Source organism: Pseudomonas nunensis (genome assembly GCF_024296925.1).
In the GTDB taxonomy this organism is placed as follows: Bacteria; Pseudomonadota; Gammaproteobacteria; order Pseudomonadales; family Pseudomonadaceae; genus Aquipseudomonas; species Aquipseudomonas nunensis.
In genome coordinates this window covers 3514967-3540278 of record NZ_CP101125.1, presented here as the reverse complement: position 1 = coordinate 3540278, position 25312 = coordinate 3514967, and the positions used below count along the sequence as shown (strand labels likewise).

Below are 25312 nucleotides of genomic sequence, written 5' to 3'. Positions count from 1 at the left end.
GGACGCCGCGTCTGATTCAAACCTGTTCTTCAACCCCACCCTGGCTGTTGTCGTCCCGTGGCGAGCGTCCGAAATACGCCTTGTAGGCGCGGCTGAAAGAAGCCTCGGACTCGTAGCCAATTGCAAACCCGACCTCGCCGATGCGGCTGTTGTGCTTGGCCAGCATGGTTTTTGCCAGGGTCAGGCGCCATTCATTCTGGTAACGCAGTGGCGAGCGTCCCACCAGCGCGCTGAACCGATCGCAGAAGCTTGAGCGTGACATGCCGGCGATCGTGGCGAGTGCCTCGATGCGCCATTGTTGCCCGGGCTTTTCATGGATGGCTCTGAGGGTTCGGGCGATGCGCTCGTCGGACAAGCCGCCTAGCCAGCCTGACGCCATGCCGTGCTGAACCCAGGTGCGCAGGATACGAATGACGGTGAGGTCAATCAGGCGCGAAATCATCAACGCGCCGCCAGGCTGCGTGTCATTGGCCTCGATCAGCATGAAATGCAGGATACCTTCCGACCACGCCGAAGCTTCGGCGTGCTTGATATGGATCAGCCACGGCAGGGCGAACAGCATGGCCTGGAAGCTGCTGGCATCGAACCAGAAGCGACAGATGACGAGCGACGCAGGTCCCTCGGAGACGGTGATGTTCAGCGATGATGGATCGTGGGGCAGCAGCAGGATGTCGCCCTGTTCGATCGTCTGGACCTGCCCGTCAGCGCCTTCAATGTGCAGCTGTCCCTGTTGCAGGACGCAGATGTGCGAGCTTTTTTCGTCCAGTTTCAGGCGTTGACCCAAGGCCTGCGTGGTGGAGTAGACGCGATCCCCGGTCAGACGAATCTGCGCCAATACCTGCGAGAGCAGATCCCCTGTGGCCAGCCCCTCCAGCTGCATCTCTGGACGAATGGTCAAGTCTTCAAGTAGATCCGTCATGTCAGTCCGGCCACGCCTTCAATAGTCTGAGCCCCGAAGCATAACGCTTTCACGCGGTTGATCGACAACGCACAGCGTGCGCTGCGTGATGTACATCATCCAATCAAAGAAGGAATAGTCGAATGTTCGGGATCTCTACCCTTGGCTGGGTTCACACCCTTGGAAGCCTGCCAGCCATTCCATTGGCGGCCTACATGTTCATCAAGCACGGACGAATCGTGCCTCGCTCGCGTGCCGGCCTTGCGTATTTCGTCTCGATGCTGATCGGCGGCTTGACTGTGTTTCTGGTGGCCCATCAACCGATCAGCCCGGTGATCGGCGCGGTCACGATCGTGTTGTTGCTCGCCGGTTACGGGGTAGGCTTCATTGCCTGGCTGGGCCGGGCAGGGGTGTACCTTGAAACCATTCTTCTGAGCCTGACGGCGTTCTTGCTGATGGTCCCGACCGTCTCCGAAACGTTGCGTCGAGTCCCCGATGGCCACCCCATCGTCACCGACCCGAATTCCCCGTTGCTCAAAGGTGCGCTGGGTTTCATCGCCCTGGCGCTGGTGGTTGGTGTGGCGGCTCAGGTGTTCGCTCTGCGAAAAGATGGCGCGCGCCTGCGCAGGGTCGCCTGACACAGCGGTACTTCAGCATCCCGCTAGGCCAGAGCGTCGCGCTCGGCAAAGATGCTGGCCATTTGCGCGGCGTTCTCGGTGCCCCAGGCGCACAGCGGCATGATCGCGTCAGCCAGGCTGCGACCGAGCGGGGTCAGCGTGTAGTCCACGCGTGGCGGCACTTCCTTGTAGTCGTTCCGCGCCAGCACGCGATCGGCTTCCAGATCCTTCAATTGCTGGATCAACACCTTGTCGCTGACGCCCGGGATCAAACGTTTGAGTTCTCCGTAGCGTTTCGGGCCGTCGCGCAGGAAAAACAAGACCAGCGGTTTCCACTTGCCCGAGATGATGCGCAGCGTGGCGTTGAGCCCGCAACCGGTGCCACAGATTTCAGAAGTCGTCGTCATATTTTGATACTTACCAAAAGGTGCATACTTGTCCTTAGGTTATCAGCGCTGCATCCTCGTCTCAAGCAAGCAATCCTGCTTGGGCACAACTCCAACGAAGGATGCACGACATGACCAGACTGAATGGAAAGACCGCGGTGATCACCGGCGGCGCTACCGGCATCGGCCTCGCCGCAGCAAAACGCTTCATCGAGGAGGGCGCGTTCGTCTTCATCTTCGGCCGCCGACAGGAAGCGCTCGACGCTGCTGTGGCGGAACTCGGGCCGAATGCCCGCGCAGTGAAGGGCTCGGTCTCCGAGCTGGCCGATCTCGACCGGCTCTACGCGGCGGTGAAGGCCGAGCGCGGAACCCTCGACATCGTCTTCGCCAATGCCGGGGCGGGCAGCCAACTTCCGCTCGGCAAGATCACCGCCGAGCACATTGACGAAACCTTTGAAACCAACGTGAAGGGCTTGATCTTCACGGTCCAGCAGGCGCTGCCGCTGATGGGGCAGGGCGGTTCGATCATCCTCACCGGATCGAGCGCCGGCACCACAGGCGCCCCGGCATTCAGCGTCTACAGCGCAAGCAAAGCGGCAGTACGCAACCTTGCGCGGACCTGGGCCGAGGACCTGAAGGGCACCGGCATCCGGGTCAACGTGCTGTCGCCCGGCCCGACGGCGACGGAACTCGCGAAGGCAGCGTTAGGCGAAGAAGGCATGAAGCTCTTCGCTTCGATGAATCCACTCCAGCGCATGGCGGATCCGACAGAGATCGGCGCGGCGGCCGCGTTTCTCGCGTCGCAAGACAGTAGCTTTATGACCGCCAGCGAGGTCGCCGTCGACGGCGGTCTGGCGCAAATCTGAATCCCTACGCCCGGCCGGTTACTCCATCGATATTCGGAGCCTGCTGGGCGCAATAAAACCTGAGGAAAATACATGAGCTACGCAATTATCGGCTTCGGCAAACTCGGCCAGGCGCTGGCCAAGGCATTTGCCCGCAGCGGCATCGAAGTATCCGTCGCAACCACTCGCGACCCGGAAAGCTTTGCCTCCACTACGGCCGCAATCGGCCCCGAGATCCTTCCCAAAACACTGGCAGATGCCCTCAAGGCAGACATCATCTTTTTGGCTGTCCGATTCGAGTCCTATCGGGATGTCGCGAAGGCCCTGCCGAGCTGGAAGGGCAAGACCCTCATCGATGTGACCAATGCCTACGGCGTACCTCCCGAGGAACTGGGAGGACAGCCTTCTTCCAAGTTCATCGCGCAGGCCTTCACGGGTGCAAGACTGGTCAAGGGCTTCAACCATTTGGTCGCTGGCGTTCTTGACCAGGATCCGGCGGTAAAAGGTGGCAAGCGAGTCGTGTTCCTGGCGAGCGACGATGACGGCGCCGCAGCGGAGATTGCTACGCTCGCGGAAAATCTCGGATTCTCGCCGATTAAACTGGGCGGGCTTTCGGAAGGTGGACTGCTGGTGCAGGCACGCGGAAATAGCTGGGGTCAGTTGATCTTCAAGGACTTGATCAAATTCGACTGATGAATCGTGATCGCAATCGCTTGTAGGATGGGTCAATACGACACCGGTGGGCAGGAGGCATGCAATGGAATTGAAGTTCAGTCACGTCGATGTACTGGTCAAGAATCTGGAAGAAGCCTGTGCTTACTACGCGCAGATACTGCAAGCCAGGATTTCCAAAACCCTCATCTGGGAACGAGGCGGCCTGCACGTGCGCTACGCGATTGCGCTGATCGGGCAAGAGCGTTTCATGTTGGTACAGCCGCTGGCGGGGAACCTGAAGGAGCTGTTGGACACTGTGGGCGAAGGGATGATTTACCGTCACTGCTACACGACACCGGACATCGAGAAAACCTACGACGAATTGATCCTCGCCGGTGTTCAGCCAGAGGACGAAAACGGCAAGCCACTGGCCTTGGAGAACCTGCAATCTCCGTCCGGGAAACGCATCATCTGGCTGCCCAAACGCTTTGGTCACTTCTCCATCGAGATCCTGGAAGACAAGGCGCTGGAGGCATTTGTCGAGGCGGCGTTTGCCTGAGAGAGGCGCACCGGCTTGCGGCCAACAGATGTGTTTCTCGCATCTGCCGATCACTCATTAATCGTGTCAATAACAACCATTGACTCAATGAAGTTCTCTTATTAATACCGCGGCGTAAGATCGGCTCCATACCCAACCACTACACCCCGGAGCACACCATCATGAAACGCCAAACCATCCTCGGCATCGCGTTCTCGATCTTCGCACTGAATGCATTCGCTGCCACTTCTACTCAACCTGTGGTCGCTGAAGGCGGCTCGGATCACCTGATGCAGAATCGTGTTGCCGAAGGTGGCGCAGATCGTCTTCTGGAAAAACGCGCTGTTGCGGATGCTTCGGATCGTCTTTTCAGCGACGCCGTAGCCGCTACTGAAACCGATCCATTGTTCAGCGACGCCGTTGCCGCTAATGAGACTGACCCGCTGTTCAGCGACGCCGTTGCCTCGACTGAAACCGATCCACTGTTCAGCGATTCTGTTGCCTCTGATGGTTCGGATCATCTGAAAGGCAACCAGGTTGCCGAAAGTGGTTCTGACCGCCTGATTGAACGCCGTGCCGCCTGAATGCATGGTTCTACCGCAGTACTCGACGATAGCCCGGCCTTATCCGCCGGGCTTTTTTTTGTGAGATGGATGCGTCTCTTGGTTAATAAAAAAACCAGCCTTCTGAGCAAATTCAATAAACCGTTTGTTCGCCAATGAAAGGTATTCATTGGCGCGCCAGCACAAGCTGAAGCTCATGATCTGCAATGGATTGAAGGGCACGCCCAGTGTGCAAAGCTTTGGTTCAGGCGCTCGCTTGTTTGGTTGCATCTCAAACTTACGGTCTGTTGAAGAAACCAGCAGTCTGGGCAAAGTCGACGAAACGCTTATTCGCCAGGGAAAGGTATTCGTTAGCTCGCCAACATAACCTGAAGCTCATGGTCTGGGCTGGTTTGAACGGCACCCCAACGATCCCCGGCTCGCGTTCCTGAACTGAGCGCAGGAGCGTGGATATCCCCATTCCGTCGAACGTCGCTTTTGTCACAAGGGATACAAAATTGCTTTGCAGTGCAATCCGATAGCTGATGCCGGAGGCGTTGCAGAAGGCATCGAGCAGATGGCGTTGCAGGAATGTCTGATCGAATACCACCATCTCTGCGCCTTGTAATTGATGGGCTTCGAGGTGAGGTTCAGTAGCCAGTGAATGATCCTCCCTCATGCACAGCACCATTTCGTCGTTGCCCAGCAACACCGATTCCCATGCGCTTCCCACTCGCCGGGATTCGAGCAACGCCACGTCGATTTCGCGATTTTCGAGGCGCTGGCCAATCGCGTCCGCGCTGCCTTCGATGACGGTCATCACGATCCCGGGGTACTCGCGTCGGAAGGCGCTGAGCAGATCCGGGACATAGTTGATCCCGAACATCGGCGGTACGCCCACCTTTATTTCGCCACTGTGCAGTTGAGCCATGTCACGCAGTTCCTGGCGCGCCATGTCCAACTCCAACAGCGCCACTTCGACACGGGCCAGAAAGCATTGCCCTTCAGCCGTGACCGTGATTTGTCGTGGCGCACGGTTGAAAAGGATGACGTCCAACTCTTCCTCAAGGCGAGTCACGGCCATGCTCAATGCAGGCTGGGCGATATGAAGCGTGTGTGCCGCCTTGGTAAAGCTGCCTTGACGGGCTATTTCGACACAGCATCTGAGCGCTTTCAAATTCACTTCCGCGCACTCCACTTTCTGATTCCACATCACACTTTGTGATGAAACTGATCATAACAATATATTTCACATGATGAGTAAGCGTTCCTAGTATGGCGACACAGCATTCCCGTTCCCTACGCAACCCGGAATATGACGCCATGCCTTTTGACGATGATTTGCCTTCCAGTGCCCCGAAAGATTCGAGTGAAACCTCGGGCCTTCGCCGTGGCCTCACCAACTATGGAGACAAAGGCTTTTCGCTGTTTCTACGAAAAGCGTTTATCAAAGGATCGGGTTACACCGACGGTGCGCTTGAGAAACCCGTCATAGGCATCGCCTCCACCGGTAGTGCGTACAACCCCTGTCACGGAAACATGCCCCAACTGGTGGAAGCGCTGAAGCGTGGTATCCAGCACGCTGGTGGCTTGCCAATGGAATTTCCAACGATCTCGATCGGTGAAAGCTTTTCGGCGCCCACCAGCATGTACCTGCGCAATCTGATGTCGATGGACACTGAGGAAATGCTTCGGGCTCAGCCTATGGATGCAGTCGTCCTGATCGGTGGCTGCGACAAAACCGTCCCAGCGCAGTTGATGGGAGCCGCCTCGGCCGGTATCCCCGCCATCCAGTTGATTACCGGTTCAATGCTCACGGGCAGTCACCGGGGCGAGCGGGTAGGGGCGTGCACTGACTGCCGACGCTACTGGGGTAAATTCCGTGCCGGCGAAATAGACGGCGTTGAAATCGCCGACGTTAACAGCCGGCTGGTCGCGAGTGTGGGGACCTGCTCGGTCATGGGCACCGCCAGCACAATGGCCTGTATCGCTGAAGCGCTGGGCATGACCGTGCCGGGTTGCGCGACACCTCCAGCCGTTACCTCGGATCGCATGCGCATTGCTGAGGAAACCGGCACGTGCATCGTCGATATGGCTCGCCAGCGTCGAACCATCGACAAGATCCTGACCCCGGCCGCGTTCGAAAATGCCATGCGTGTGCTGCTGGCCATTGGTGGATCCACCAACGGTATTGTCCACCTCACGGCCATTGCCGGTCGCATGGGATTGGAAGTGGATTTGGCCGCCTTGGACCGGATGAGTCGTGAGACGCCCGTATTGGTGGATCTCAAGCCTTCTGGCACCCAGTACATGGAGGATTTTCACGATGCCGGCGGGATGACCACGCTGCTGCGTGAGTTAAAACCCTTACTCAACCTTGAAGCGCTGACCGTTACCGGGCGGACCTTGGGCGAAGAACTCGAACGAGGCGAACCGGCGTTCAATCAAAATGTAGTGCGCCCCTTCTTGCAGCCCATCTATCCCCAGGGAGGCATTGCAGTACTTCGCGGTAATCTGGCGCCAGGCGGTGCAATCATCAAGCAATCGGCGGCTGACGCAGGTCTGATGGAGCATGAAGGCCGTGCCGTGGTTTTCGAGAATATGGAGGATCTCGCCGCCCGCATCGACAGCGATGAACTGGACGTCACTCCAGAGGATGTCCTGGTGCTCAAGAACATTGGCCCCAAGGGCGGACCGGGTATGCCAGAGGCGGGCTATATACCCATCCCGCAAAAACTGGCCAAGGCCGGCGTGAAGGACATCATCAGAATTTCCGATGGACGCATGAGCGGAACGGCATTCGGCACCATCGTCCTGCACGTCACCCCCGAAGCGGCGGTCGGCGGTCCGCTCGCCTATGTCCAGAACGGAGATCGCATTCGTCTCAGCCTATCGAATCGGGAGATATCGGTGCTGATTTCGGATGAGGAAATGCGCCGGCGTTCCGAAGCCAGGCCGGTCGTGATACCGACAGGCGATCGTGGCTACCACAAGTTGTTCCTGCAATCGGTCACTCAAGCTGACACCGGTGTGGATTTTGATTTCTTGCAGGCCACGACGCTCAATGGCGCTGTTCCGCGTACATGATCGAATCAGGGAAATTCAACATGAAAATGGCATTCATCGGGCTTGGCCAAATGGGCAGGCCCATGGCAATCAACCTGCTGCGTTCTCACCCCGGTTTATTGGTCAATACGGCCAGTGGCCGGGCCTACGCCGAGTTGGAACGGCTGGGAGCGATAGCGACTGACGATCGCCGCGCCCTGGCCGACTGCGACTTGGTGTTTTTGTCACTGCCTGATGATGAAGTGGTCGATCACTTCCTGTTTGGTGCCGAAGGTCTCGCGCAATGGATGCGTCCCGGCAGCATCGTCGTCGATACCAGCACGATCAGTTATGCGCTGACCGTGAGTATCGAAGCGAAATTGGCCGCACTAGGTATCCACTTTCTCGACGCCCCGGTTTCCGGCATGGCTTCCCGGGCCGTTGACGGGACATTGACTGCCATGTGTGGCGGGAACGAGCAGGTATTCAACGAGGTCGCTCCTTACCTGGAAAAAATGGCCTCCAATATTCTCTACATGGGGGCGGCGGGTGCGGGTCAACTGGCCAAACTCATCAATCAGCTGTTGTTCGATATTAACTGCGCGGCCATTGCTGAAATCTTACCGATGGCCGTCAAGCTTGGCCTCAACGCCGAGAAAGTGGCGGCGATCGTGAACAGCGGAACAGGGCGTAGCTACGCCTCAGAGTTTTTCGTGCCCCATATTCTGGCTGGCCAGTTCAGCAGCGGATACCCGCTTAAACATGCCTACAAGGATCTCGTCAGTGGCGCCGGGTTGAGCACGAAGATGGGCATTCCGCTACCCGTGTTATCCGCCGCCACGGCGACCTACCAGACCGCCGTACTCCAGGGCCATGGCGACAGTGACAAGGGCGCGATGATCAAAGTGTATGAGCGGCTGCTGGGCGTGGAGTTTCGCGCCACAGCCCCGTCAGCAGGTGGCTCCACCGCTCATCTTCAGTAACCCGGCACCTTCTAAAGAGAAACCATCGTGGAAAATACATCTTCAAACAAAATTCCGGCAACGCTGATTCCAGGTGATGGTATCGGGCCGGAAGTGGTCGAAGCCACCGTCAGGGTTCTGGACGCGCTGGGAAGCCCTTTCGACTGGGATGTCCAAGTGGCGGGGATGGCCGGCGTCGCAGCGGTGGGCGATCCACTGCCGACCGCCACCCTGGACAGTATCCGTGCACGCAAGCTAGTGCTCAAAGGCCCGCTGACGACGCCAGTCGGCGAAGGTTTCCGCTCATCCAACGTGCGACTGCGCGAAACGTTTGAATTGTTCGGCAATGTCCGTCCAGCCAAGACGCTGATCCCGGGACGCTATCAGGACATCGATCTGGTCCTCATTCGGGAGAACCTGGCGGGTTTCTACGTCGCCAATGAGTATTACATCCCGGTGGGTAACGATCCTCGGGCGATCGCCGTTTCCAGTGGCATCAACACACGTGAAGGCAGCGAGCGCATTGCGCGGTTTGCCTTTGAGTACGCCATTAAAAATGGCCGTAAGAAAATCACGGTCGTGCACAAGGCCAACATACTCAAGAAGCTGACGGGGTTGTTCCTTGAAGCCGCTCGGGAAGTCGCAAAGGAGTACGAAGGACGGGTCGAGATAGAGGACATGATCGTGGATGCCTGCGCCATGCAACTGGTGCTCAACCCTTGGCGTTTCGACATGTTGCTTTGCACCAACCTGTTTGGCGACATTCTCTCCGACCAGTTGGCCGGCTTGGTGGGCGGTCTGGGCATGGCGCCTGGCTCCAACTTTGGCACCGATACCGCGATTTTCGAGGCGGTTCATGGTTCTGCACCAGATATCGCCGGCATGGGTATCGCCAACCCGATTTCGTTGATGCTGGCCGCGGCCATGATGCTGACTCATGTAGGCCTGGAACAAGACGCCCAGCGGCTGCGCGTTGCCATCGACGAAACCTTGAATACCGACAATGTACGGACTCGGGACCTGACAGGTCAGGCCTCCACACTCGAATTTGCTGACGCCGTCTGCCAACGACTGCGCGCTCAATAATCAGGAGATCAACATGCCAACTTCTCTTTTTGATCCAAATGCGACCGCAGCGGTTTTGTTGAAGGCGTGGCGCAGTGGCGAGCTGTTAAACCTGCTGCCTGCTGAAGTCAAACCGGAAACGCTCAAACAGGGTTATGACGCACAGGACGAGCTATTCAAATTGGCCGGCGGTACTCAGGCGGGCTGGAAGCTTGGCGTGGGCAGCCCCGCTGCGATGCGCGCCGCGAAATTGTCACGGCCTCTGGTAGGACAGCTCGAAAGAGCGCGCCTGCATGGGACTGGCATTCACCTGCAACTGCCTGCCGATACGCCGGTGACGATCGAGTGCGAAATTGCTTTTGTCCTGGATCGGGACCTGCCTCCTGTGATGGGCAGAACGGTCAACCCTGAGGACATCCGCTCCACTTGCGTGACCTTTGAGGTGGTGCGCTCGCGCTTCACCGACCGCAAAACAGTCGGATGGCCAAGCTTTGCTGCGGATAACGTCGGTTTTGAAGCGCTGGTTGTGGGCAAGTCGATTTGTGAAGGCATAGACCTGCACGCCATGCGCGAGCTGGCGGAAACGGCCGTCGTCAATCTGGACGGCGTACCCAGGGCAAAAGGTCTGTTTGGTGACACGGCTACAGATCCTCTGAGTTCGCTGGCTGCCCTCTACCAGCATGCCGCCGAGCGGGGCGTGACGCTGCGTGCCGGTCACCTAGTGTCGACTGGGGCTATGTGCGAGCCCTTCGATATCAAAGGGCCCGGTCATGTCCTGTCGGTGAGTTACTTCAATAAAGAGCTGACGTTCTCCCTGTGAAACTCAGGACGCATCAGTCATAGCGCAAGCCAATGCATTGACGGCGAAACCTGCCCAGGCCGTTACCTGGCTGGATAAGCTCCGCCGATTGATGCACGCCATTAGAACGTGGTTGTTCACTGAATTATCGAAGAGCGTAAAAAAATGAAAGCTGCTGAGCTGGTTGTGCGCTGTCTGGAAAACGAGGGTGTTGAATATGTATTCGGCATCCCCGGCGAAGAAAACCTCGACCTACTGGACTCGCTGTCCCGTTCGCCGATCAAGCTGATTCTGACGCGCCACGAGCAGCCCGCTGGCTTCATGGCCGCCACTTACGGTCGTCTCACAGGCAAGACCGGTGTCTGCCTCTCGACGCTTGGCCCGGGTGCGACCAACCTGGTCACCGCCGGAGCCTATGCCTATCTGGGAGGCATGCCGATGCTGATGATCACAGGTCAGAAGCCTATCAAAAAATCAAAGCAGGGCCGTTTCCAGATTCTCGATGTCTGCGGGATGATGGCGCCCCTGACCAAGTACACCCATCAACTGGCTTCCGCCGATAACATTCCGTCGCGTATCCGTGAAGCAATCCGGCTGGCCGAAGAAGAAAAACCAGGATCGGTGCACCTGGAGCTGCCTGAAGATATCGCCGCCGAAGACACCGACAGCACGCCCATTGCGCCAAGCCTCAGCCGTCGCCCAGTGGCCGAAGCAAAATCCATCCGTGCCGCGGTTGCCAAGTTGCAAGCCGCACGCAGTCCGGTGTTGGTCATCGGTGCCGGGGCTAACCGCAAGTCGACTGCCCGGGTGCTACTTCAACTGATAGAGAAAACCGGCATTCCGTTCGTAACGACGCAGTTGGGCAAGGGCGTCGTCGACGAACGCCATCCGCGTTTTTTGGGCAATGCGGCGTTGTCGGCCAATGACTTCGTTCACCGTGCGCTGGAGGCGGCTGATCTAATCGTCAACATCGGCCATGACGTGATTGAAAAGCCGCCTTTTTTTATGGTTCGTGGTGGCTCCGAAGTAATCCATGTCAGTTTCCGTTCCGCCGAGGTTGATCCTGTGTATTTCCCTCAGATCGAGGTGGTGGGTGATATCGCCAATGCGATCTGGGAGATCAACGATGCACTAGTTGCGCAGCCAACCTGGGATTTCAAACGTTTGCTGGCGATTCGTGAAGCCAACGAAGCTCACGTAGCCGAAGGCGCTACCGACGATCGTTTTCCGGTTTACCCGCAACGACTGGTCGCGGACCTGCGCCAGGTCATGCCGGCCAACGGCATCGTTGCCTTGGACAATGGTATCTACAAAATCTGGTTTGCCCGCAACTACAAGGCCTACATGCCGAACACCGTATTGCTGGATAACGCATTGGCAACCATGGGAGCCGGTCTGCCTTCGGCGATGGCGGCACGCCTCGTCTATCCCCAGATTCCGATTGTGGCGGTGTGTGGCGATGGTGGATTCATGATGAACAGCCAGGAGCTTGAAACCGCCGTGCGTTTGAAGATGAATCTGGTGGTCATCATCCTGCGCGACGACGCTTACGGAATGATTCGCTGGAAGCAGGCACAGATGGGGTTTGAGGATTTTGGTCTGGACTACGGAAACCCGGACTTCGTGCTTTACGCCCAAAGCTACGGTGCCTTTGGCCACCGGGTTAACAGCGCAGCCGCTTTCGCGCCGTTGGTACAGCACTGCCTGGAGACCCCCGGTGTGCATGTGATCGACTGCCCGGTCGACTATTCGGAGAACGACCGCATCCTGCATCAGGAGATCAAGGCGTTGAGTGCTGCGGTATGAAATCGCTCCTCGTCACGCAAACCTCAGGGACCCCGGCCCTCCAACAAGAAGAGAACGTCATGCAGCTCAAAGATGCTTCCCTGTTTCGACAACAAGCCTATGTGGACGGCATCTGGATCAATGCCGACAACGGCGCCACGTTTGCCGTGGACAATCCAGCCAATGGAAAGACGCTTGGTACGGTTCCCGGGTTGGGGCGTATCGAGACTCAACGCGCCATTGATGCAGCCCAACGCGCATTGCAAGGTTGGCGTTCGCTGACCGCAAAAGAGCGCTCAATCAAGTTGCGTCGCTGGTACGAGCTGGTGCTTGAGAACCAGGATGACTTGGCCCGGCTCATGACCCTTGAGCAGGGAAAACCGCTACTGGAGGCCAAGGGCGAGATTATCTATGCCGCTTCGTTTCTAGAGTGGTTTGCCGAAGAGGCCAAGCGGGTCTATGGCGATACGATTCCAGGACATCAGGCCGACAAACGCCTCCTTGTCATCAAGCAGCCGATCGGTGTCACCGCCGCGATTACCCCGTGGAATTTTCCAGCGGCGATGATCACCCGCAAAGCGGGGCCGGCGCTGGCGGCCGGATGTACGATGGTGGTCAAGCCTGCCAGTCAGACACCGTTCACGGCACTGGCCCTGGCCGAATTGGCGGAGCGCGCTGGCATCCCCAAAGGTGTGCTCAACGTTGTCACGGGTTCGGCCACTGAGATTGGTGCCGAGCTGACTGAAAACCCCATCGTGCGCAAAATTTCCTTTACTGGCTCTACTGAAATTGGCTCCAGGTTGATGGCGCAGAGCGCACCGACGTTGAAGAAGTTGTCCCTTGAGTTGGGGGGGAATGCGCCCTTCATCGTCTTTGATGACGCTGATTTGGACAAAGCCGTGGAAGGCGCCATTGCTTCGAAGTATCGCAATGCGGGGCAGACATGTGTCTGCGTTAACCGACTGTATGTGCAGGACGGCGTTTACGATGCGTTCTGCGAAAAACTAAGGGTTGCCGTCGCGAAACTGAGGGTCGGCAACGGTCTGGACGAAGGCGTAAGCGTTGGCCCTTTGATTGATGCCAAGGCCGTCGCGAAGATCAAAGAGCACATTGATGACGCTGTGAGCAAAGGCGCCCGGATCGTTGCGGGTGGAGAGGCCCATTCCAAGGGTGGCGGCTATTTTTTACCGACCATTTTGGTGGATGTCCCTAATAGCGCAAAGGTCGCCAGGGAAGAGACTTTTGGCCCACTTGCGCCGCTGTTTCGCTTTATGGATGAAGCGGAGGTCGTCGACTTGGCGAATGATACTGAATTTGGCCTGGCTTCCTACTTCTATGCCCACGACCTGTCCCGTGTGTTTCGCGTTGCCGAAGCGCTGGAGTACGGCATGGTCGGCATTAACACCGGGCTTATCTCAAACGAGGTCGCACCCTTCGGTGGAGTAAAAGCCTCCGGGCTGGGTCGTGAGGGCTCCAAGTACGGGATCGAGGAGTACCTGGAGATCAAATACATTTGCTTGAGCATTTGAACAAGCAGCCTGCTCACTTGATGACATTGAACTGCATAAAACAAACATAACAACATGCGAGGTTTTCCCATGATCCACGTCTTGCCATCCAGCGCGGCACCTCCGCCATAGCCTGACCCGCTTCCCACCAGAAACCGTCTTCAGAACGGCCAGATGTGGCCGCTGGGGACTCTGTGCGCCTAATAAAAAAAGAGAGTCCGGCCATGTTGGCAATCCTCGGCTTTTCAATGGTTATCTGCTTCATGTACCTGATCATGACGAAGCGCCTGTCGGCGCTAATTGCCTTGATCATCGTTCCTATCGTTTTTGCCGTTCTGGGAGGTCACTACGCAGGACTGGGATCAATGATGCTGGATGGGGTAAAGACATTGGCCCCTACAGGTGTCATGTTGACGTTCTCAATCCTTTATTTCGGCATCATGATCGACGCCGGGCTTTTCGATTCGCTGGTACGCAATATTCTAAAGTTGGTGAAAGGTGATCCGCTGAAAGTGCTAGTGGGTACCGCAATACTCACCATGCTCGTGTCTCTGGATGGCGACAGCTCCACGACGTACATGATCGCCTGCGCAGCATTTTTGCCACTTTACCAGCGCCTTGGCATGAATGTTCTCGGCCTGACTTGCATACTTAGCATCGCTACCGGAATCATGAATATCTCACCATGGGGAGGCCCTACAGCACGTGCTGCCGCCGCGCTGCACGTGGACGCGCTGGAGATATTTCTCCCGATGATTCCTGCCCTGCTGATTGCCGCGGCGACCCTGGTGTTCACCGCTATAGTTCTCGGCCGCCGCGAGCGTGCTCGGCTTGGCGTTATCCATCTGGAGGATTTTCATAACGGCTCGTTGGCCTTGGGGCATGGTTCGGCAGAAGAGTGTGAAAAACTTCGACGTCCCAAAATGTTCTGGCCCAATTTGATCGTTACGCTCGTATTGATTGCCTGCCTCGTCGTCGGTGCAATGCCTATCCAGATATTGTTTATGGTGGGGTTTGCTATCGCGATAGTGATCAACTACCCAAGGATTGAACAACAGAGGGAACGGATTGCTGCCCACGCCTCAAATGTATTGGCGGTGACTGCGCTTATATTCGCGGCGGGCATATTTACGGGGATTCTATCGGGTACAGGCATGGTCGATGCCATGGCTAAAAGCTTGCTTAGCATCATCCCTGACAGCTTTGGTCCTTTTCTTGCGGTGTTCACCGCGCTGATCAGCATGCCTTTGACGTTCTTCATGTCCAATGATGCCTTTTACTTCGGCATCCTGCCTGTGATCGCCCACACAGCCGCTCAATATGGCATCACGCCTTTGGAGATTGCTCGTGCCTCCATAGTGGGTCAACCCGTGCACCTGTTGAGCCCGTTGGTTCCTGCTCTCTATCTACTGATTTCCTTGGCGAAAGTCGATTTGGGTGACCACCAGCGCTTTGCACTGAAGTGGGCAATTCTTTCCAGTTTGAGCCTGTTGGCTGGCGGACTTCTATTCGGCGCCTTTCCGCTTTACCACTTGAGTTAGAAGTCAATCCGACGCCCAAAGCGATCTGCTAGAAGTACTTGGGTTTAAAAATCATGCTCGCTGCGCCGCAGCCAGGAGTTTCCAGTTGATTGAGTTCTTGAACTTGCCAGGTCCTTGGCTGGCGATCGGGCAAATCATAGCCATTGACATTATGTTGGGGGCTGACAATGCCGTGGTTATCGCCATGGCTTGTCGAAATCTCCCCAGGCATCTAAGAAGCAAAGCCGTCATCTCTGGCGTGGCGGGGGCCATTGTGCTGCGCATCGTCATGCTCTTCTTTGCCATGCAGTTGTTGGCACTTCCGGGCTTGAGAATCGTCGGGGCGATCTTGCTTTTATGGATAGGGATCAAAATGATGAAGGCAGAGGAGGATCACTACGATTCTATCAAGGGGACTGTCTTACTTCTGAATGCGATAAAAACGATTGTCATTGCCGACGCTGTCATGTCTTTGGACAACGTCTTGGCTATAGCGGGCGCCGCGGGAGGGGATATGTTTATCGTCTCACTTGGAGTATTGATCAGCATCCCCATCATCGTCTGGGGCAGCGGGTTTGTTCTCGATCTGATAGAGCGATTTCCGCAGGTGGTCCTATTTGGCGCCGGGTTGCTCGGGTGGATAGCTGGCGGCATGGCAAGTTTGGACACCTTGGTGCAACCAAGCATGAACGCGGATAAAACCCTGTACTACGTTGCTTCAAGCATTGGCGCCGTTTTCGTTGTTTGCGTGGGCTCTTTCTACGCCCGAATCAAGACGAAAACTGACCAGGAAGAGTGTCCACCGCTCTGACAAACGCAATACGTCGCCGTTAATAATCAACAATACGAGAGCTTTATGAACATCAACTTGCCTATCGATCACAGTACTAACGTTTTAATCGGCCGGCGTCTGCCCGCGATTTCATTGCCATGTACAACGGGCATGGATATCGATTTGACCAGCCTTTCAGGGTGGTGCGTGATTTTTATCTACCCCCGAACCGGAAATCCCAACGAGACGGCACCTGAGGGGCTTTCGGAAATTCCTGGCGCCAGAGGCTGTACCCCTCAGGCATGCGGGTTCAGAGACAGTCGCGATCAACTGGTCGATTCAGGCTTCTTGAATGTGTTTGGACTTTCTACTCAGGCAAGTGCGTACCAGCAAGAACTCGTACAGCGTATGAGTCTCAACTACTCGTTACTCTCTGATCCCCATTGCAAGTTGGCATCAAGCTTAGGGCTGAAAACCTTTGATGTGGAGGGACAAACATTTTACGCTCGAATAACGCTAATCATTCATGACGGGCTTGTTGTAAACACATTTGAGGACATTCAGGACCCCGGTGCCAATGCAACCGAGGTGCTTACGTGGATTGCCCAAAGCGGAGAAGCCTAAGGGGAACTTTTTTCGGCTCGCATGACGATGGAAAAGCTGGTAAGTAGAGGATATTCCGAGGATGTGCCTAACCGTGATCTGCACTTGGAGACGGGCTGCTTTTGGCCGATTGCAGACCTTGGCAAACCTCAGCCTCAAGTCAATCCAACTCATTCAGCCGCCAATTCTCCGTCCCATGAAAAGGCTTCGTTGGAAACCTTTTCTATTAGCGCAAAAGGGCACCCGTGTCAGTAACACACGTCCACGGGCTTTCCCTTATGGTTCTAACACCACATCCCGGCGACCAGCGTCAAACTCGCCAAAGATCAGCGCCATGGGCCGGCAGTGCCCAACGCCGAATGCCTTCCTGGAGTTCACAAGTTCGCTATCTGCTGTCGGCCCGAATCGGCCTTAATTACCCATCACCTCGTCCAGTGCCTGCTCCAGGGTGCTGACCGTGCGCTCGATATTGTGCAGCTTTTCCAGTCCGAACAGACCGATGCGGAAGGTCTGGAAATCGGCCTGCTCGTCGCATTGCAACAGCACTCCGGCGGCGATCTGTAGGCCGTGGTTGGCAAATTTCTTACCGCTCTTGATGTCGGCGTCATCGGTGTAGCTCACCACTACGCCAGGGGCCTGGAAGCCGGCTGCGGCCACGCTTTTGATGCCTTTGCCGGTCAACATTGCGCGCACCCGATCGCCCAGAGCCTGTTGTTCGTCGCGGACCTTTTCGAAGCCGTAGGCTTGCGTCTCTTTCATCACTTCGTTAAATCGCGCGAGGGAATCGCTGGGCATGGTCGCATGGTAGGCATGTCCGCCCTGTTCGTAGGCCTGCATGATCTGCAGCCACTTTTTCAGGTCGCAGGCGAAGCTGCTGCTTTGCGTCTGTTCGATGCGCTCGAGGGCCAAAGAACTGAGCATCACCAGCGCGCAGCAAGGGGAGGCGCTCCAGCCTTTCTGCGGTGCGCTGATCAGCAGGTCGACTGCGCATTTCTGCATATCAACCCAAAGCGTGCCCGAGGCGATGCAGTCCAGCACGAACAGGCCGCCCACCGCATGCACGGCGTCGCCGACGGCCCGCAGGTACTCGTCGGGCAGGATAATCCCTGATGAGGTTTCAACGTGGGGCGCGAAGACAATCTGCGGCTTCTGCGCCGCAATGGCTGCCAGCACTTCGTCCAGAGGCGGTGGGGCGTAGGCAGCCTGGTGACCCGTGTCGACCGGTCGGGCTTTCAGCACCGTGGTGGCCGCCGGGATCTTGCCCATCTCAAGGATCTGGCTCCAGCGATAACTGAACCAGCCGTTGCGTATCACCAGGCATTGCTGGTCGGTGGCAAACTGTCGCGCCACCGCTTCCATGCCGAATGTGCCGCTGCCCGGGACCACCGCCACAGCCTGGGCGTTGTAGACCTGTTTCAGGGTCCTGGAAATGTTCTTCATCACGTCCTGAAACGACTGCGACATGTGGTTGAGCGAACGGTCGGTATAGACCACTGAGTACTCGACCAGCCCCTCGGGATCGATACTGGGATAGAGCTTTGACATGGGGTAACTCCTTTGGCAGGGATCTCAGTGGTTTCGACCCTGCCTTAAGCCTTGGCAAATGACAAATTGCTCGGGATTGAATGGCGACTCTATCGAGCGGCTGATCTCATCAGGTCGATTGCTGGACTTGGCAATGCTCGCAGTCCAGCCTTCGATTCAAATCCGCGCCAACGCCTGCGCCAGATCCGCTCTCAAATCCTCCACATCCTCAACCCCCACCGACAACCGCACCAAGCCATCGCCAATCCCCAACTGCGCCCGCGTTTCCGCCGGAATACTCGCGTGAGTCATGATCGCCGGGTGCTCGATCAAGCTCTCCACGCCACCCAGACTTTCAGCCAGGGCAAATATTTTCACGCTTTCAAGAAAGAGTTTGGCGCCCGCCAGGTCGGTGTTCAGGTCAACCGAAATCATCCCGCCAAACCCGCGCATTTGCCGGCGTGCCAATTCGTGCTGCGGGTGCGACGGCAGGCCCGGGTAGTAGACGCGGGATACTTGCGGCTGGCGTTCCAGCCATTGCGCCAGTTCCAGTGCGTTGCTGCAGTGGCGTTCCATGCGCAGGGCCAGGGTTTTCACGCCGCGCAGGGTGAGGAAGGCGTCGAACGGGCCGGAGATGGCGCCGACGGAGTTTTGCAGGAAGCCCAGGCGTTCGGCCAGTTCCGGGTTCTGCCCGACGATGGCGATGCCGCCGATCACGTCGGAATGGCCGTTGAGGTATTTGGTGGTCGAGTGCACGACGATGTCGAAGCCGAGTTCCAGCGGACGCTGGATCCATGGGCTGGCGAAAGTGTTGTCGGCGACGCAGATGATCCCGCGGTCGCGGCAGAGGCGGGCGATGGCGCTGAGGTCGGTGAGGCTCAGCAGCGGGTTGCTCGGGGTTTCGACCCAGACCATCCGCGTGTTGTCCTGCAGCGACGCTTCGAAAGCCGAGAGGTCGGTCAGGTCGACGTAGCTGAAGCGATGCCCGGCGCTGCGTTGGCGCACTTTGTCGAACAGGCGGAAAGTGCCGCCATACAGGTCGTTGCCGGAGACGATGTGCGAGCCGGCGTCGAGCAGCTCAAGCACGGTGGAAATCGCCGCCAGCCCGGAGGCGAATGCGAAGGCCTGGGTGCCGCCTTCGAGGTCGGCGACGCAACGCTCCAGGGCGAAACGCGTCGGGTTGTGCGAGCGACCGTAGTCGAGGCCCTTGTGCACGCCGGGGCTCGATTGCAGGTAGGTGGAGTTGGCGTAGATCGGCGGCATCAGCGCCCCGGTGGACGGGTCCGGCACCTGCCCGGCGTGGATCACCCGAGTGGCGAAGGCGCGCGGCGCACCGGTTTCATCGTGCTGACTCATGTAAGGGATCTCCGTAAGTGATTGAGCAGGTCGACGCGGGTAATCAGGCCGTGGAAGCCTGAAGCGTCGGCAATAATCGCCACCAGCCCGCGATCGAGTTCGGCTTGCAGTTCAGCCAGACTGGCGCCGGGCGACAGGGTCTGCACTTTGTCGGTCATTGCGCTGGCCACGGTCAAGCGAAAGTGCGAGGCATCTTCTTGCATGCCGAACAGAATATCCGACTCGTCGATCACCCCGACCAGTTGCTTGCCGTCTACCAGCACTGGCAGTTGCGAGACATCCGCCAGGCGCATGCGCTGGAACGCGGTGAGCAGCGTGTCATCCGGGCCGACGCTGATCACCCGGCCATCCTCGAAGCGCCGGGAAATCAGGTCGCGCAGATCGCCGTAGCGTTTGTACTGCAGCAGGCCCTGGTCGTTCATCCATTGGTCGTTGTAGACCTTCGACAGGTAGCGGGTGCCGGTGTCGCAGACGAACGTGACCACGCGTTTCGGCTCGGTTTGTTCGCGGCAATAACGCAGCGCCGCAGCCAGCAAGGTGCCGGTCGATGAGCCGCCGAGAATGCCCTCGGCGCGCAGCAGTTGGCGGGCATGATCAAAGCTTTCTTCATCGCCGATCGAGTAGGCGTGGCGCACGCTGGAGAGGTCGGTGATCGACGGAATGAAGTCTTCGCCGATGCCTTCCACCGCCCACGAGCCGGGCTTGCCGAGGATGCCGCTGCGGCTGTATTCGGCCATCACCGAGCCGACCGGATCGGCCAGGACCATTTCGAGGTTGGGTTGTACGCGTTTGAAGAAACGGGTCAGGCCGGTCAGGGTGCCGGCGGAACCGACACCGACCACGATAGCGTCCAGATCATGCTGGGTTTGTGCCCAGATTTCCGGCGCGGTGCTGCATTCGTGGGCCAGCGGATTGGCCGGGTTGTTGAACTGATCGGCAAAGAACGCGTCGGGAATTTCCTTGGCCAAACGCGCCGCCACGTCCTGGTAGTACTCGGGATGGCCCTTGCCGACATCGGAGCGGGTGATGTGCACTTCGGCGCCCATGGCCTTCAAGTGCAAGACCTTCTCGGTGGACATCTTGTCCGGCACCACCAGCACTACGCGATAACCCTTGGCACGGCCGACCAGCGCCAGTCCCAGGCCAGTGTTGCCGGCGGTGGCTTCGACGATGGTGCCGCCGGGTTTAAGGCGTCCATCGCGCTCGGCGGCGTCGATCATCGCCAGGCCGATGCGGTCCTTGATCGAACCGCCGGGGTTCTGCGATTCGAGTTTGAGAAAAAGCGTGCACGGGCCGGTGTCGAAGCGGCTGACGCGCACCAGCGGGGTATTGCCGATCAGTTCAAGAACGGCGGGGCGGGAATTATTCGGCATAGCGTCACCTCCTGTGGGGGGCAGCAACTGGCGGCGAAATGTCGCCCGCCCGTTGCAGGCAAATCACGCTTGGACCATAGGCCGGGTTGGCTCCATCCGCAACCGGGTGTCGCCATTCGGTAATGGCGCGACGCTGTTCCCCTACAACGAAAAAGCCGCTGCTCCTGTAACGGGGCAGCGGCTTCAGATTCACCGGTTTTAACCATGACGCATAACCCCTGTGGGAGCGGGCTTGCTCGCGAAGGCTGCTTAACATTCAACATAGATGCTGACTGTTACACCGCTTTCGCGAGCAAGCCCGCTCCCACAGGGGATCGCTGGTGGGCAGGTCAGTTCGTGGTGGCTTCCGGCAGTTTGGCGATGACTTTGATTTCGAACTGGAAACCATACAGCCAAGTCACACCCACAGCGGTTACCGTCGGATGCGGCGCATTGCCCCAGAACTCCGGCACCACGCTCCAGATTTTTTCAAACCGCTCCTGCGGATTGACGATAAACACAGTCACATCAATCACGTCGTCAAACGTGCAACCGGCCTCACGCAGGATCGCGTTCAAGTTGTTGAACGCGAGGCGCACCTGATCCTCCAGAACCGGCTCGGGCGAACCGTCCTCGGTGCTGCCGACTTGCCCCGAAACGAACAGGAAACCATTAGATTTGATCGCTGGCGAGTAGCGATTGCGCTCGTAAAGTGCCTGTCGTCCAGGCGGGAAAACCACATCACGCTGAGTCATAAAGTGCCTCCATCGGCAGGTCAACAGTGACCCGTCATTAACGATGAAGTGACTGTAAGGACTTGCGCCTGCCCGATAAACGAGCAACCGTAGCTATCACTGTTTGTAAAACCCAAACAATCCGGGGCGAATATGGACCGTTTTGATGCGATGCAGGCTTTTGCGCGAGTCGTGGAGGCGGGCAGCTTCACCAAGGCTGCCGAGACGTTGCACATGAGCAAGACCAGCGTGACGCAACTGGTGCAGCAACTGGAGGCGCGGTTACGGGTCAAGTTGCTCAATCGCACCACGCGCAAGGTCAACGTCACCGCCGATGGCGCGGTGTTTTACGAGCGCGTGGTGCGGCTGCTGGCGGACCTGGACGATGCCGAGACCGGTTTGTCCGGTGCGTCGGTGCAGCCTCGGGGACGCCTGCGGGTGGATGTGCCGAGTCCGTTGGCGAGCATGATTCTGGTGCCGGCGCTGCCTGAGTTTCATGCGCGCTATCCCGACATCCAGATCGACATGGGCGTCAGCGATCGCATGGTCGATATCATCGGCGAGAACGTCGATTGCGTGGTGCGCGGCGGCGAACTCACCGATCAGTCGCTGATGGCGCGGCGGGTCGGCGATCTGCAACTCGGGGTGTTTGCGGCGCCGAGCTATCTGGCGCGCGTCGGCATGCCGTTGCACCCACGGGAGCTGGAGGATTCTGCGCATCGCATCGTCGGTTTCCTCTGGGCGCGCACCGGCAGGGCCTTGCCCTATGCCATGCGCAGCGACAGTGAGAGCGTGGAGATCAAGGGTCGCTACGTGCTGGCGGTCGATGACGGCAACGCTTATCTCGCGGCGGGCCTGGCCGGGCTCGGTGTGCTGTGGATGCCCGACTACATGTCCAAGGCCCATGAAGCGAGCGGTGATTTGGTGCGGCTGTTCGGTGGCTGGCAGCTTGATCCGATGCCGATTTATGTAGCGTTTCCGCCGAACCGGCATATCAGCCGCAAGCTACGGGTGTTTATCGATTGGGTCGCGGAACTGATGACGCAGCATGCGCCGATCACGGATCGACCTGATGCATAAGGCCCGTTGAAAACATTCTTCGGCATATCCGAAATTGATTTTCGATTTTTGCCTGATTATCAAAATAAACCTTAAGCACTAACGTTGCGCCATTCCCCTTCGGCGCATCACTTATTGTTTGAGGTCAACAGCATGGAACCCACGAACACCGAATCTGCGAGCCCACCAAACCCGCAACGCCGGACCTTTCTGGCCCAGGCCGGTGCAGGGGCGGCCGTACTGGCGGCTGGCGCCTTGCTCAGTCCGGCCAACGCTTCCGCCGCGCAAAGCACCGGCGCGGCAACGCCAACTTCGAGCAAATCCAAGGGTGGTTTCTGGCCGGGCGATACGCGGTTGGTGGTTTCGATTTCCATGCAGTTCGAAGCCGGTGGGCAGCCGCTCAAAGACACCGACAGCCCGTTTCCTCGCGTGAATTTCCCCGACAGCGTGCCCTCGGACCCGGCCACCAATACCTGGTTTGCCTACGGTTACCGCGAAGGCGTTCCGAGGCTGCTCGACCTGTGGGATCGCCACGGCGTCAAAGTCACCAGCCACATGATCGGCGATGCGGTGAAACGCAACCCGGCACTGGCCAAAGAGATCGTTGCCCGTGGCCATGAAGCCTCGGGGCACGGCCCGCACTGGAGCTCGCAATTTGCCATGAGCCGGGACGAGGAACGCGCCTTCCTGCAGCAGGCCGCGAGCATGCTGACCGAGGTCACTGGCCTGCCGGTGAAAGGCTACAACTGCAACTGGCTGCGGCGCGGCCCCAATACGTTGTCGCTGTTGCAGGAGCTGGGTTACGTCTATCACATCGATGATGTCAGCCGCGACGAACCCTTTATCGAACAGGTCAACGGCAAGGATTTTGTCGTGGTGCCGTACACCCTGCGCAACAACGACATCGTGCTGATCGAGGGTCGCAACTACTCGCCGGGGCAATTCCTGGAGCAGATAAAACTGGAGTTCGATCAGCTCTACGAAGAGGCCGGCAGCCGGCGGCGCATGATGTCGGTCAGTGCGCATGACCGGATTAGCGGCACGCCGCAGATGGTGCGGGTCTGGGACGAATTTCTGCGCTACGCCAAACGCCATCCCGGTGTCGCCTTCATGCGCAAGGACGCCATCGCTGAATACACCCTCAACAGCCCACTCAGCATTCGGGAAACCGAGACGATTTGAGTCTTGCCCGACATTATTTAAAGGAAGCCTGACGATGCCACGTTCAATCGCATCTGCGTCCCTCATCGCCGGTATTTTGTTCGCCGTGACAGTCTCCGGCACTGCCGCCGCCACCGAGCTGGTTAAACCCGGTGTGTTGATCACCGACAAGAGCCTGAGCCCCGCGCAACTCAACCTCATGGAAACCGCCGCTCGCCGTTACGACACGTTCTGGAACACCGGCGAAGAAGCATTTGCCCGAGAGGCGCTAGCCAACAACTTCATCGACAAGACCCCACCCGAAGGCCGCAAACAAGGGCTGGAAGGGCCGTTGCTGGCATCCCGGGCGTTTCGTGGTGCGGTACCGGACCTGAGTTGTGAAGTCGAGCAAATGATCATCGCCGGCGACCGGGTCGTGGTGCACCTGCATTTTCGCGGGCATTTCACCGGGACCTTTGGCGAGACCAAAGGCACCGGGCAAACCGTGGACTTCATCGCCACCGATATCTACCAGATTGAAAACGGCAAAATCGCCGCAAACTGGCACATCGAAGACAACCTGACGTTGATGAAGCAGCTGGGCATGTCTCACTAACTTCTGCCGTCACGCAAATTTCCCACTGTGGGAGCGGGCTTGCTCGCGAAAGCGTCGTATCAGTCGACATAAACTTGTCTGACACACCGCATTCGCGAGCAAGCCAGCTCCCACAGTGGATTTGTGGTGGTTTTAGGTCTGTGTGGGGGCGGTCCGTTTGTTGGCGCTTGGGCCTGCCACTGAGCAATTGGGCATGTCTCACTAACCTTGTAGGAGCGAGGCCTGCCCGCGAAGGCGGTGTGTCAGTCGACTTTGATGTTGGCTGACACGCCGCCTTCGCGGGCAAGCCTCGCTCCTACAGGGATTTGTGGTGGTTTTAGGTCTGTGCGGGGGCGATCCATTTGTTGACGTTGGGCGCTTGCCATTGCTCCAGCGCATCAATGAGCGCCGCCGGATCGGTGTCGAAGATCAACATGTCGCTGTGTTCGGTTTTCATGAATCCTTCCTTCACCGCGTGCTCAAACAGGCTGCGCACCGGGTTGAAGAAGTCGCCGATGTTCAGGCAGGCGACGCCTTTGTTGTGCTCGCCGAGTTGGGTCAATGTCGCGACTTCGAACAATTCTTCAAAGGTCCCCAAACCACCCGGCAAGGCAATGAAGGCGTCCGCCCATTCACTCATGCGGGTCTTGCGGCTGCGCATGTCCGGGGTGATTTCATGCCGGGTAAGTCCGCCATGCAGGTGGCCGAGGTCATGCAAATAGCGGGTGATGATGCCCACCACTTCGCCACCTTCGGCCAGCACGGCATCGGCCACGATCCCCATCAAACCCCGGTCGGTGCCGCCGTACACCAGTTGCAAACCGCGTCTGCCGATTTCCCGGCCCAGGGCACGAGCGCCTTCGGTATAGGCGGGGTTGAAGCCAAAGTTGGAGCCGGAGAAAACCGCAATGCTGCGAAGTGGGGAGGGCATCGATTGTGTCCGCTTGAGGGCTGAGCGCCTCATCCTGCGGCGTGTTGGACTGATGCAAAAGCGCCAAGAATCGAGTGATCGA

Annotated in this window: 25 protein-coding genes; 17 read left to right on the top strand and 8 right to left on the bottom strand. The window is 58.0% G+C overall.

The genetic code is table 11. The annotated features are described in order from the left end of the window. Window positions 1-16: 16 nt before the first annotated feature. Window positions 17-919: an AraC family transcriptional regulator gene (locus NK667_RS15105; RefSeq protein WP_054615286.1), complete on the bottom strand. Its 903-nt coding sequence runs from the start codon at window positions 917-919 to the stop codon at window positions 17-19. A gap of 122 nt (window positions 920-1041) precedes the next feature. Here NK667_RS15105 and NK667_RS15100 point away from each other — a divergent pair, with 122 nt between their 5' ends. After that, a complete protein-coding gene (locus NK667_RS15100) occupies window positions 1042-1536 on the top strand; it encodes a hypothetical protein (RefSeq protein ID WP_054615285.1) in 495 nt (164 codons plus the stop codon). A 23-nt stretch (window positions 1537-1559) separates the two neighbouring features. Here the strand turns inward: NK667_RS15100 and NK667_RS15095 are convergent, their stop codons facing one another. Then, entirely contained in the window at window positions 1560-1922 is a 363-nt protein-coding gene (locus NK667_RS15095) for a winged helix-turn-helix transcriptional regulator (protein WP_054615284.1), read from the bottom strand. 110 nt (window positions 1923-2032) lie between these two features. On the opposite strand from NK667_RS15095, the gene NK667_RS15090 reads away from it, so the two are divergent. The 4 genes from NK667_RS15090 to NK667_RS15075 all read left to right on the top strand — a co-directional run bounded on the left by NK667_RS15090 (window position 2033) and on the right by NK667_RS15075 (window position 4522). Then, a complete protein-coding gene (locus tag NK667_RS15090; protein WP_054615283.1) occupies window positions 2033-2767 on the top strand; it encodes an SDR family NAD(P)-dependent oxidoreductase in 735 nt (244 codons plus the stop codon). Window positions 2768-2839: 72 nt separating this feature from the next. Next, window positions 2840-3439, top strand: coding sequence for an NADPH-dependent F420 reductase (locus tag NK667_RS15085; RefSeq protein WP_054615282.1), 600 nt, complete (start codon window positions 2840-2842; stop codon window positions 3437-3439). 64 nt (window positions 3440-3503) lie between these two features. Continuing rightward, window positions 3504-3959: a VOC family protein gene (locus NK667_RS15080; RefSeq protein WP_054615281.1), complete on the top strand. Its 456-nt coding sequence runs from the start codon at window positions 3504-3506 to the stop codon at window positions 3957-3959. A gap of 161 nt (window positions 3960-4120) precedes the next feature. After that, entirely contained in the window at window positions 4121-4522 is a 402-nt protein-coding gene (locus NK667_RS15075) for a hypothetical protein (RefSeq protein ID WP_054055000.1), read from the top strand. Between the two features lie 256 nt (window positions 4523-4778). Here the strand turns inward: NK667_RS15075 and NK667_RS15070 are convergent, their stop codons facing one another. Further along, window positions 4779-5663 (bottom strand): LysR family transcriptional regulator, encoded by an 885-nt coding sequence (locus NK667_RS15070; RefSeq protein WP_054616272.1) that lies wholly within the window; start codon window positions 5661-5663, stop codon window positions 4779-4781. Between the two features lie 140 nt (window positions 5664-5803). Here NK667_RS15070 and NK667_RS15065 point away from each other — a divergent pair, with 140 nt between their 5' ends. From NK667_RS15065 to NK667_RS15025, 9 genes are all read left to right on the top strand, one after another. Continuing rightward, on the top strand, window positions 5804-7567 hold the full coding sequence (locus tag NK667_RS15065; RefSeq protein WP_054615280.1) for an IlvD/Edd family dehydratase: 1764 nt from the start codon (window positions 5804-5806) through the stop codon (window positions 7565-7567). A 20-nt stretch (window positions 7568-7587) separates the two neighbouring features. Continuing rightward, window positions 7588-8508 (top strand): NAD(P)-dependent oxidoreductase, encoded by a 921-nt coding sequence (locus NK667_RS15060; RefSeq protein ID WP_054615279.1) that lies wholly within the window; start codon window positions 7588-7590, stop codon window positions 8506-8508. Between the two features lie 27 nt (window positions 8509-8535). Then, window positions 8536-9573, top strand: coding sequence for an isocitrate/isopropylmalate dehydrogenase family protein (locus NK667_RS15055; protein ID WP_054615278.1), 1038 nt, complete (start codon window positions 8536-8538; stop codon window positions 9571-9573). A gap of 13 nt (window positions 9574-9586) precedes the next feature. Further along, entirely contained in the window at window positions 9587-10372 is a 786-nt protein-coding gene (locus NK667_RS15050; protein WP_054615277.1) for a 2-keto-4-pentenoate hydratase, read from the top strand. Between the two features lie 144 nt (window positions 10373-10516). Next, entirely contained in the window at window positions 10517-12157 is a 1641-nt protein-coding gene (locus tag NK667_RS15045; protein ID WP_054615276.1) for an acetolactate synthase large subunit, read from the top strand. Between the two features lie 59 nt (window positions 12158-12216). Then, the gene (gabD, locus tag NK667_RS15040) at window positions 12217-13665 is read left to right on the top strand and encodes an NADP-dependent succinate-semialdehyde dehydrogenase (protein WP_054616271.1); all 1449 of its coding nucleotides are present in this window, start codon (window positions 12217-12219) and stop codon (window positions 13663-13665) included. Between the two features lie 203 nt (window positions 13666-13868). After that, complete coding sequence (locus tag NK667_RS15035) at window positions 13869-15185, top strand: CitMHS family transporter (RefSeq protein WP_054615275.1); 1317 nt, start codon at window positions 13869-13871, stop codon at window positions 15183-15185. Window positions 15186-15270: 85 nt separating this feature from the next. Then, entirely contained in the window at window positions 15271-15975 is a 705-nt protein-coding gene (locus NK667_RS15030) for a TerC family protein (RefSeq protein WP_054615274.1), read from the top strand. A 45-nt stretch (window positions 15976-16020) separates the two neighbouring features. After that, window positions 16021-16560, top strand: a complete 540-nt coding sequence (locus tag NK667_RS15025; RefSeq protein ID WP_054615273.1) for a peroxiredoxin — start codon at window positions 16021-16023, stop codon at window positions 16558-16560. A gap of 390 nt (window positions 16561-16950) precedes the next feature. Here the strand turns inward: NK667_RS15025 and NK667_RS15020 are convergent, their stop codons facing one another. From NK667_RS15020 to NK667_RS15005, 4 genes are all read right to left on the bottom strand, one after another. After that, a complete protein-coding gene (locus NK667_RS15020; protein ID WP_054615272.1) occupies window positions 16951-18084 on the bottom strand; it encodes an aminotransferase class V-fold PLP-dependent enzyme in 1134 nt (377 codons plus the stop codon). A gap of 156 nt (window positions 18085-18240) precedes the next feature. After that, a complete protein-coding gene (locus tag NK667_RS15015) occupies window positions 18241-19419 on the bottom strand; it encodes a cystathionine gamma-synthase (protein ID WP_054054970.1) in 1179 nt (392 codons plus the stop codon). Beyond that, window positions 19416-20792, bottom strand: coding sequence for a pyridoxal-phosphate dependent enzyme (locus tag NK667_RS15010; RefSeq protein WP_054054968.1), 1377 nt, complete (start codon window positions 20790-20792; stop codon window positions 19416-19418). Before NK667_RS15010 ends, NK667_RS15015 begins: the two co-directional genes overlap by 4 nt. 329 nt (window positions 20793-21121) lie before the next feature. After that, on the bottom strand, window positions 21122-21526 hold the full coding sequence (locus NK667_RS15005) for a RidA family protein (protein WP_054615271.1): 405 nt from the start codon (window positions 21524-21526) through the stop codon (window positions 21122-21124). Window positions 21527-21658: 132 nt separating this feature from the next. Here NK667_RS15005 and NK667_RS15000 point away from each other — a divergent pair, with 132 nt between their 5' ends. The 3 genes from NK667_RS15000 (at window position 21659) to NK667_RS14990 (ending at window position 24320) form a co-directional block, all read left to right on the top strand. Further along, window positions 21659-22585, top strand: coding sequence for a LysR family transcriptional regulator (locus tag NK667_RS15000; protein WP_054615270.1), 927 nt, complete (start codon window positions 21659-21661; stop codon window positions 22583-22585). A gap of 132 nt (window positions 22586-22717) precedes the next feature. Next, window positions 22718-23746 carry a polysaccharide deacetylase family protein gene (locus tag NK667_RS14995; protein WP_054615269.1) on the top strand — a complete coding sequence of 343 codons (1029 nt, stop codon included), beginning with the start codon at window positions 22718-22720 and terminating at the stop codon, window positions 23744-23746. 34 nt (window positions 23747-23780) lie between these two features. Next, window positions 23781-24320, top strand: coding sequence for an ester cyclase (locus tag NK667_RS14990; RefSeq protein ID WP_054615268.1), 540 nt, complete (start codon window positions 23781-23783; stop codon window positions 24318-24320). 316 nt (window positions 24321-24636) lie between these two features. Here NK667_RS14990 and NK667_RS14985 read toward each other — a convergent pair whose 3' ends face one another. Further along, window positions 24637-25230, bottom strand: a complete 594-nt coding sequence (locus NK667_RS14985) for an LOG family protein (RefSeq protein WP_054615267.1) — start codon at window positions 25228-25230, stop codon at window positions 24637-24639. Between the last annotated feature and the right edge of the window lie 82 nt (window positions 25231-25312).

Excerpts from the sequence above, each read along its gene's own strand:
- NK667_RS15105 (WP_054615286.1), bottom strand. The coding sequence starts at position 919 with ATGACGGATCTACTTGAAGACTTGACCATTCGTCCAGAGATGCAGCTG.
- NK667_RS15100 (WP_054615285.1), top strand. The coding sequence starts at position 1,042 with ATGTTCGGGATCTCTACCCTTGGCTGGGTTCACACCCTTGGAAGCCTG.
- NK667_RS15095 (WP_054615284.1), bottom strand. The coding sequence starts at position 1,922 with ATGACGACGACTTCTGAAATCTGTGGCACCGGTTGCGGGCTCAACGCC.
- NK667_RS15090 (WP_054615283.1), top strand. The coding sequence starts at position 2,033 with ATGACCAGACTGAATGGAAAGACCGCGGTGATCACCGGCGGCGCTACC.
- NK667_RS15085 (WP_054615282.1), top strand. The coding sequence starts at position 2,840 with ATGAGCTACGCAATTATCGGCTTCGGCAAACTCGGCCAGGCGCTGGCC.
- NK667_RS15080 (WP_054615281.1), top strand. The coding sequence starts at position 3,504 with ATGGAATTGAAGTTCAGTCACGTCGATGTACTGGTCAAGAATCTGGAA.
- NK667_RS15075 (WP_054055000.1), top strand. The coding sequence starts at position 4,121 with ATGAAACGCCAAACCATCCTCGGCATCGCGTTCTCGATCTTCGCACTG.
- NK667_RS15065 (WP_054615280.1), top strand. The coding sequence starts at position 5,804 with ATGCCTTTTGACGATGATTTGCCTTCCAGTGCCCCGAAAGATTCGAGT.
- NK667_RS15060 (WP_054615279.1), top strand. The coding sequence starts at position 7,588 with ATGAAAATGGCATTCATCGGGCTTGGCCAAATGGGCAGGCCCATGGCA.
- NK667_RS15050 (WP_054615277.1), top strand. The coding sequence starts at position 9,587 with ATGCCAACTTCTCTTTTTGATCCAAATGCGACCGCAGCGGTTTTGTTG.
- NK667_RS15045 (WP_054615276.1), top strand. The coding sequence starts at position 10,517 with ATGAAAGCTGCTGAGCTGGTTGTGCGCTGTCTGGAAAACGAGGGTGTT.
- gabD (WP_054616271.1), top strand. The coding sequence starts at position 12,217 with ATGCAGCTCAAAGATGCTTCCCTGTTTCGACAACAAGCCTATGTGGAC.
- NK667_RS15035 (WP_054615275.1), top strand. The coding sequence starts at position 13,869 with ATGTTGGCAATCCTCGGCTTTTCAATGGTTATCTGCTTCATGTACCTG.
- NK667_RS15025 (WP_054615273.1), top strand. The coding sequence starts at position 16,021 with ATGAACATCAACTTGCCTATCGATCACAGTACTAACGTTTTAATCGGC.
- NK667_RS15020 (WP_054615272.1), bottom strand. The coding sequence starts at position 18,084 with ATGTCAAAGCTCTATCCCAGTATCGATCCCGAGGGGCTGGTCGAGTAC.
- NK667_RS15015 (WP_054054970.1), bottom strand. The coding sequence starts at position 19,419 with ATGAGTCAGCACGATGAAACCGGTGCGCCGCGCGCCTTCGCCACTCGG.
- NK667_RS15010 (WP_054054968.1), bottom strand. The coding sequence starts at position 20,792 with ATGCCGAATAATTCCCGCCCCGCCGTTCTTGAACTGATCGGCAATACC.
- NK667_RS15005 (WP_054615271.1), bottom strand. The coding sequence starts at position 21,526 with ATGACTCAGCGTGATGTGGTTTTCCCGCCTGGACGACAGGCACTTTAC.
- NK667_RS15000 (WP_054615270.1), top strand. The coding sequence starts at position 21,659 with ATGGACCGTTTTGATGCGATGCAGGCTTTTGCGCGAGTCGTGGAGGCG.
- NK667_RS14995 (WP_054615269.1), top strand. The coding sequence starts at position 22,718 with ATGGAACCCACGAACACCGAATCTGCGAGCCCACCAAACCCGCAACGC.
- NK667_RS14990 (WP_054615268.1), top strand. The coding sequence starts at position 23,781 with ATGCCACGTTCAATCGCATCTGCGTCCCTCATCGCCGGTATTTTGTTC.
- NK667_RS14985 (WP_054615267.1), bottom strand. The coding sequence starts at position 25,230 with ATGCCCTCCCCACTTCGCAGCATTGCGGTTTTCTCCGGCTCCAACTTT.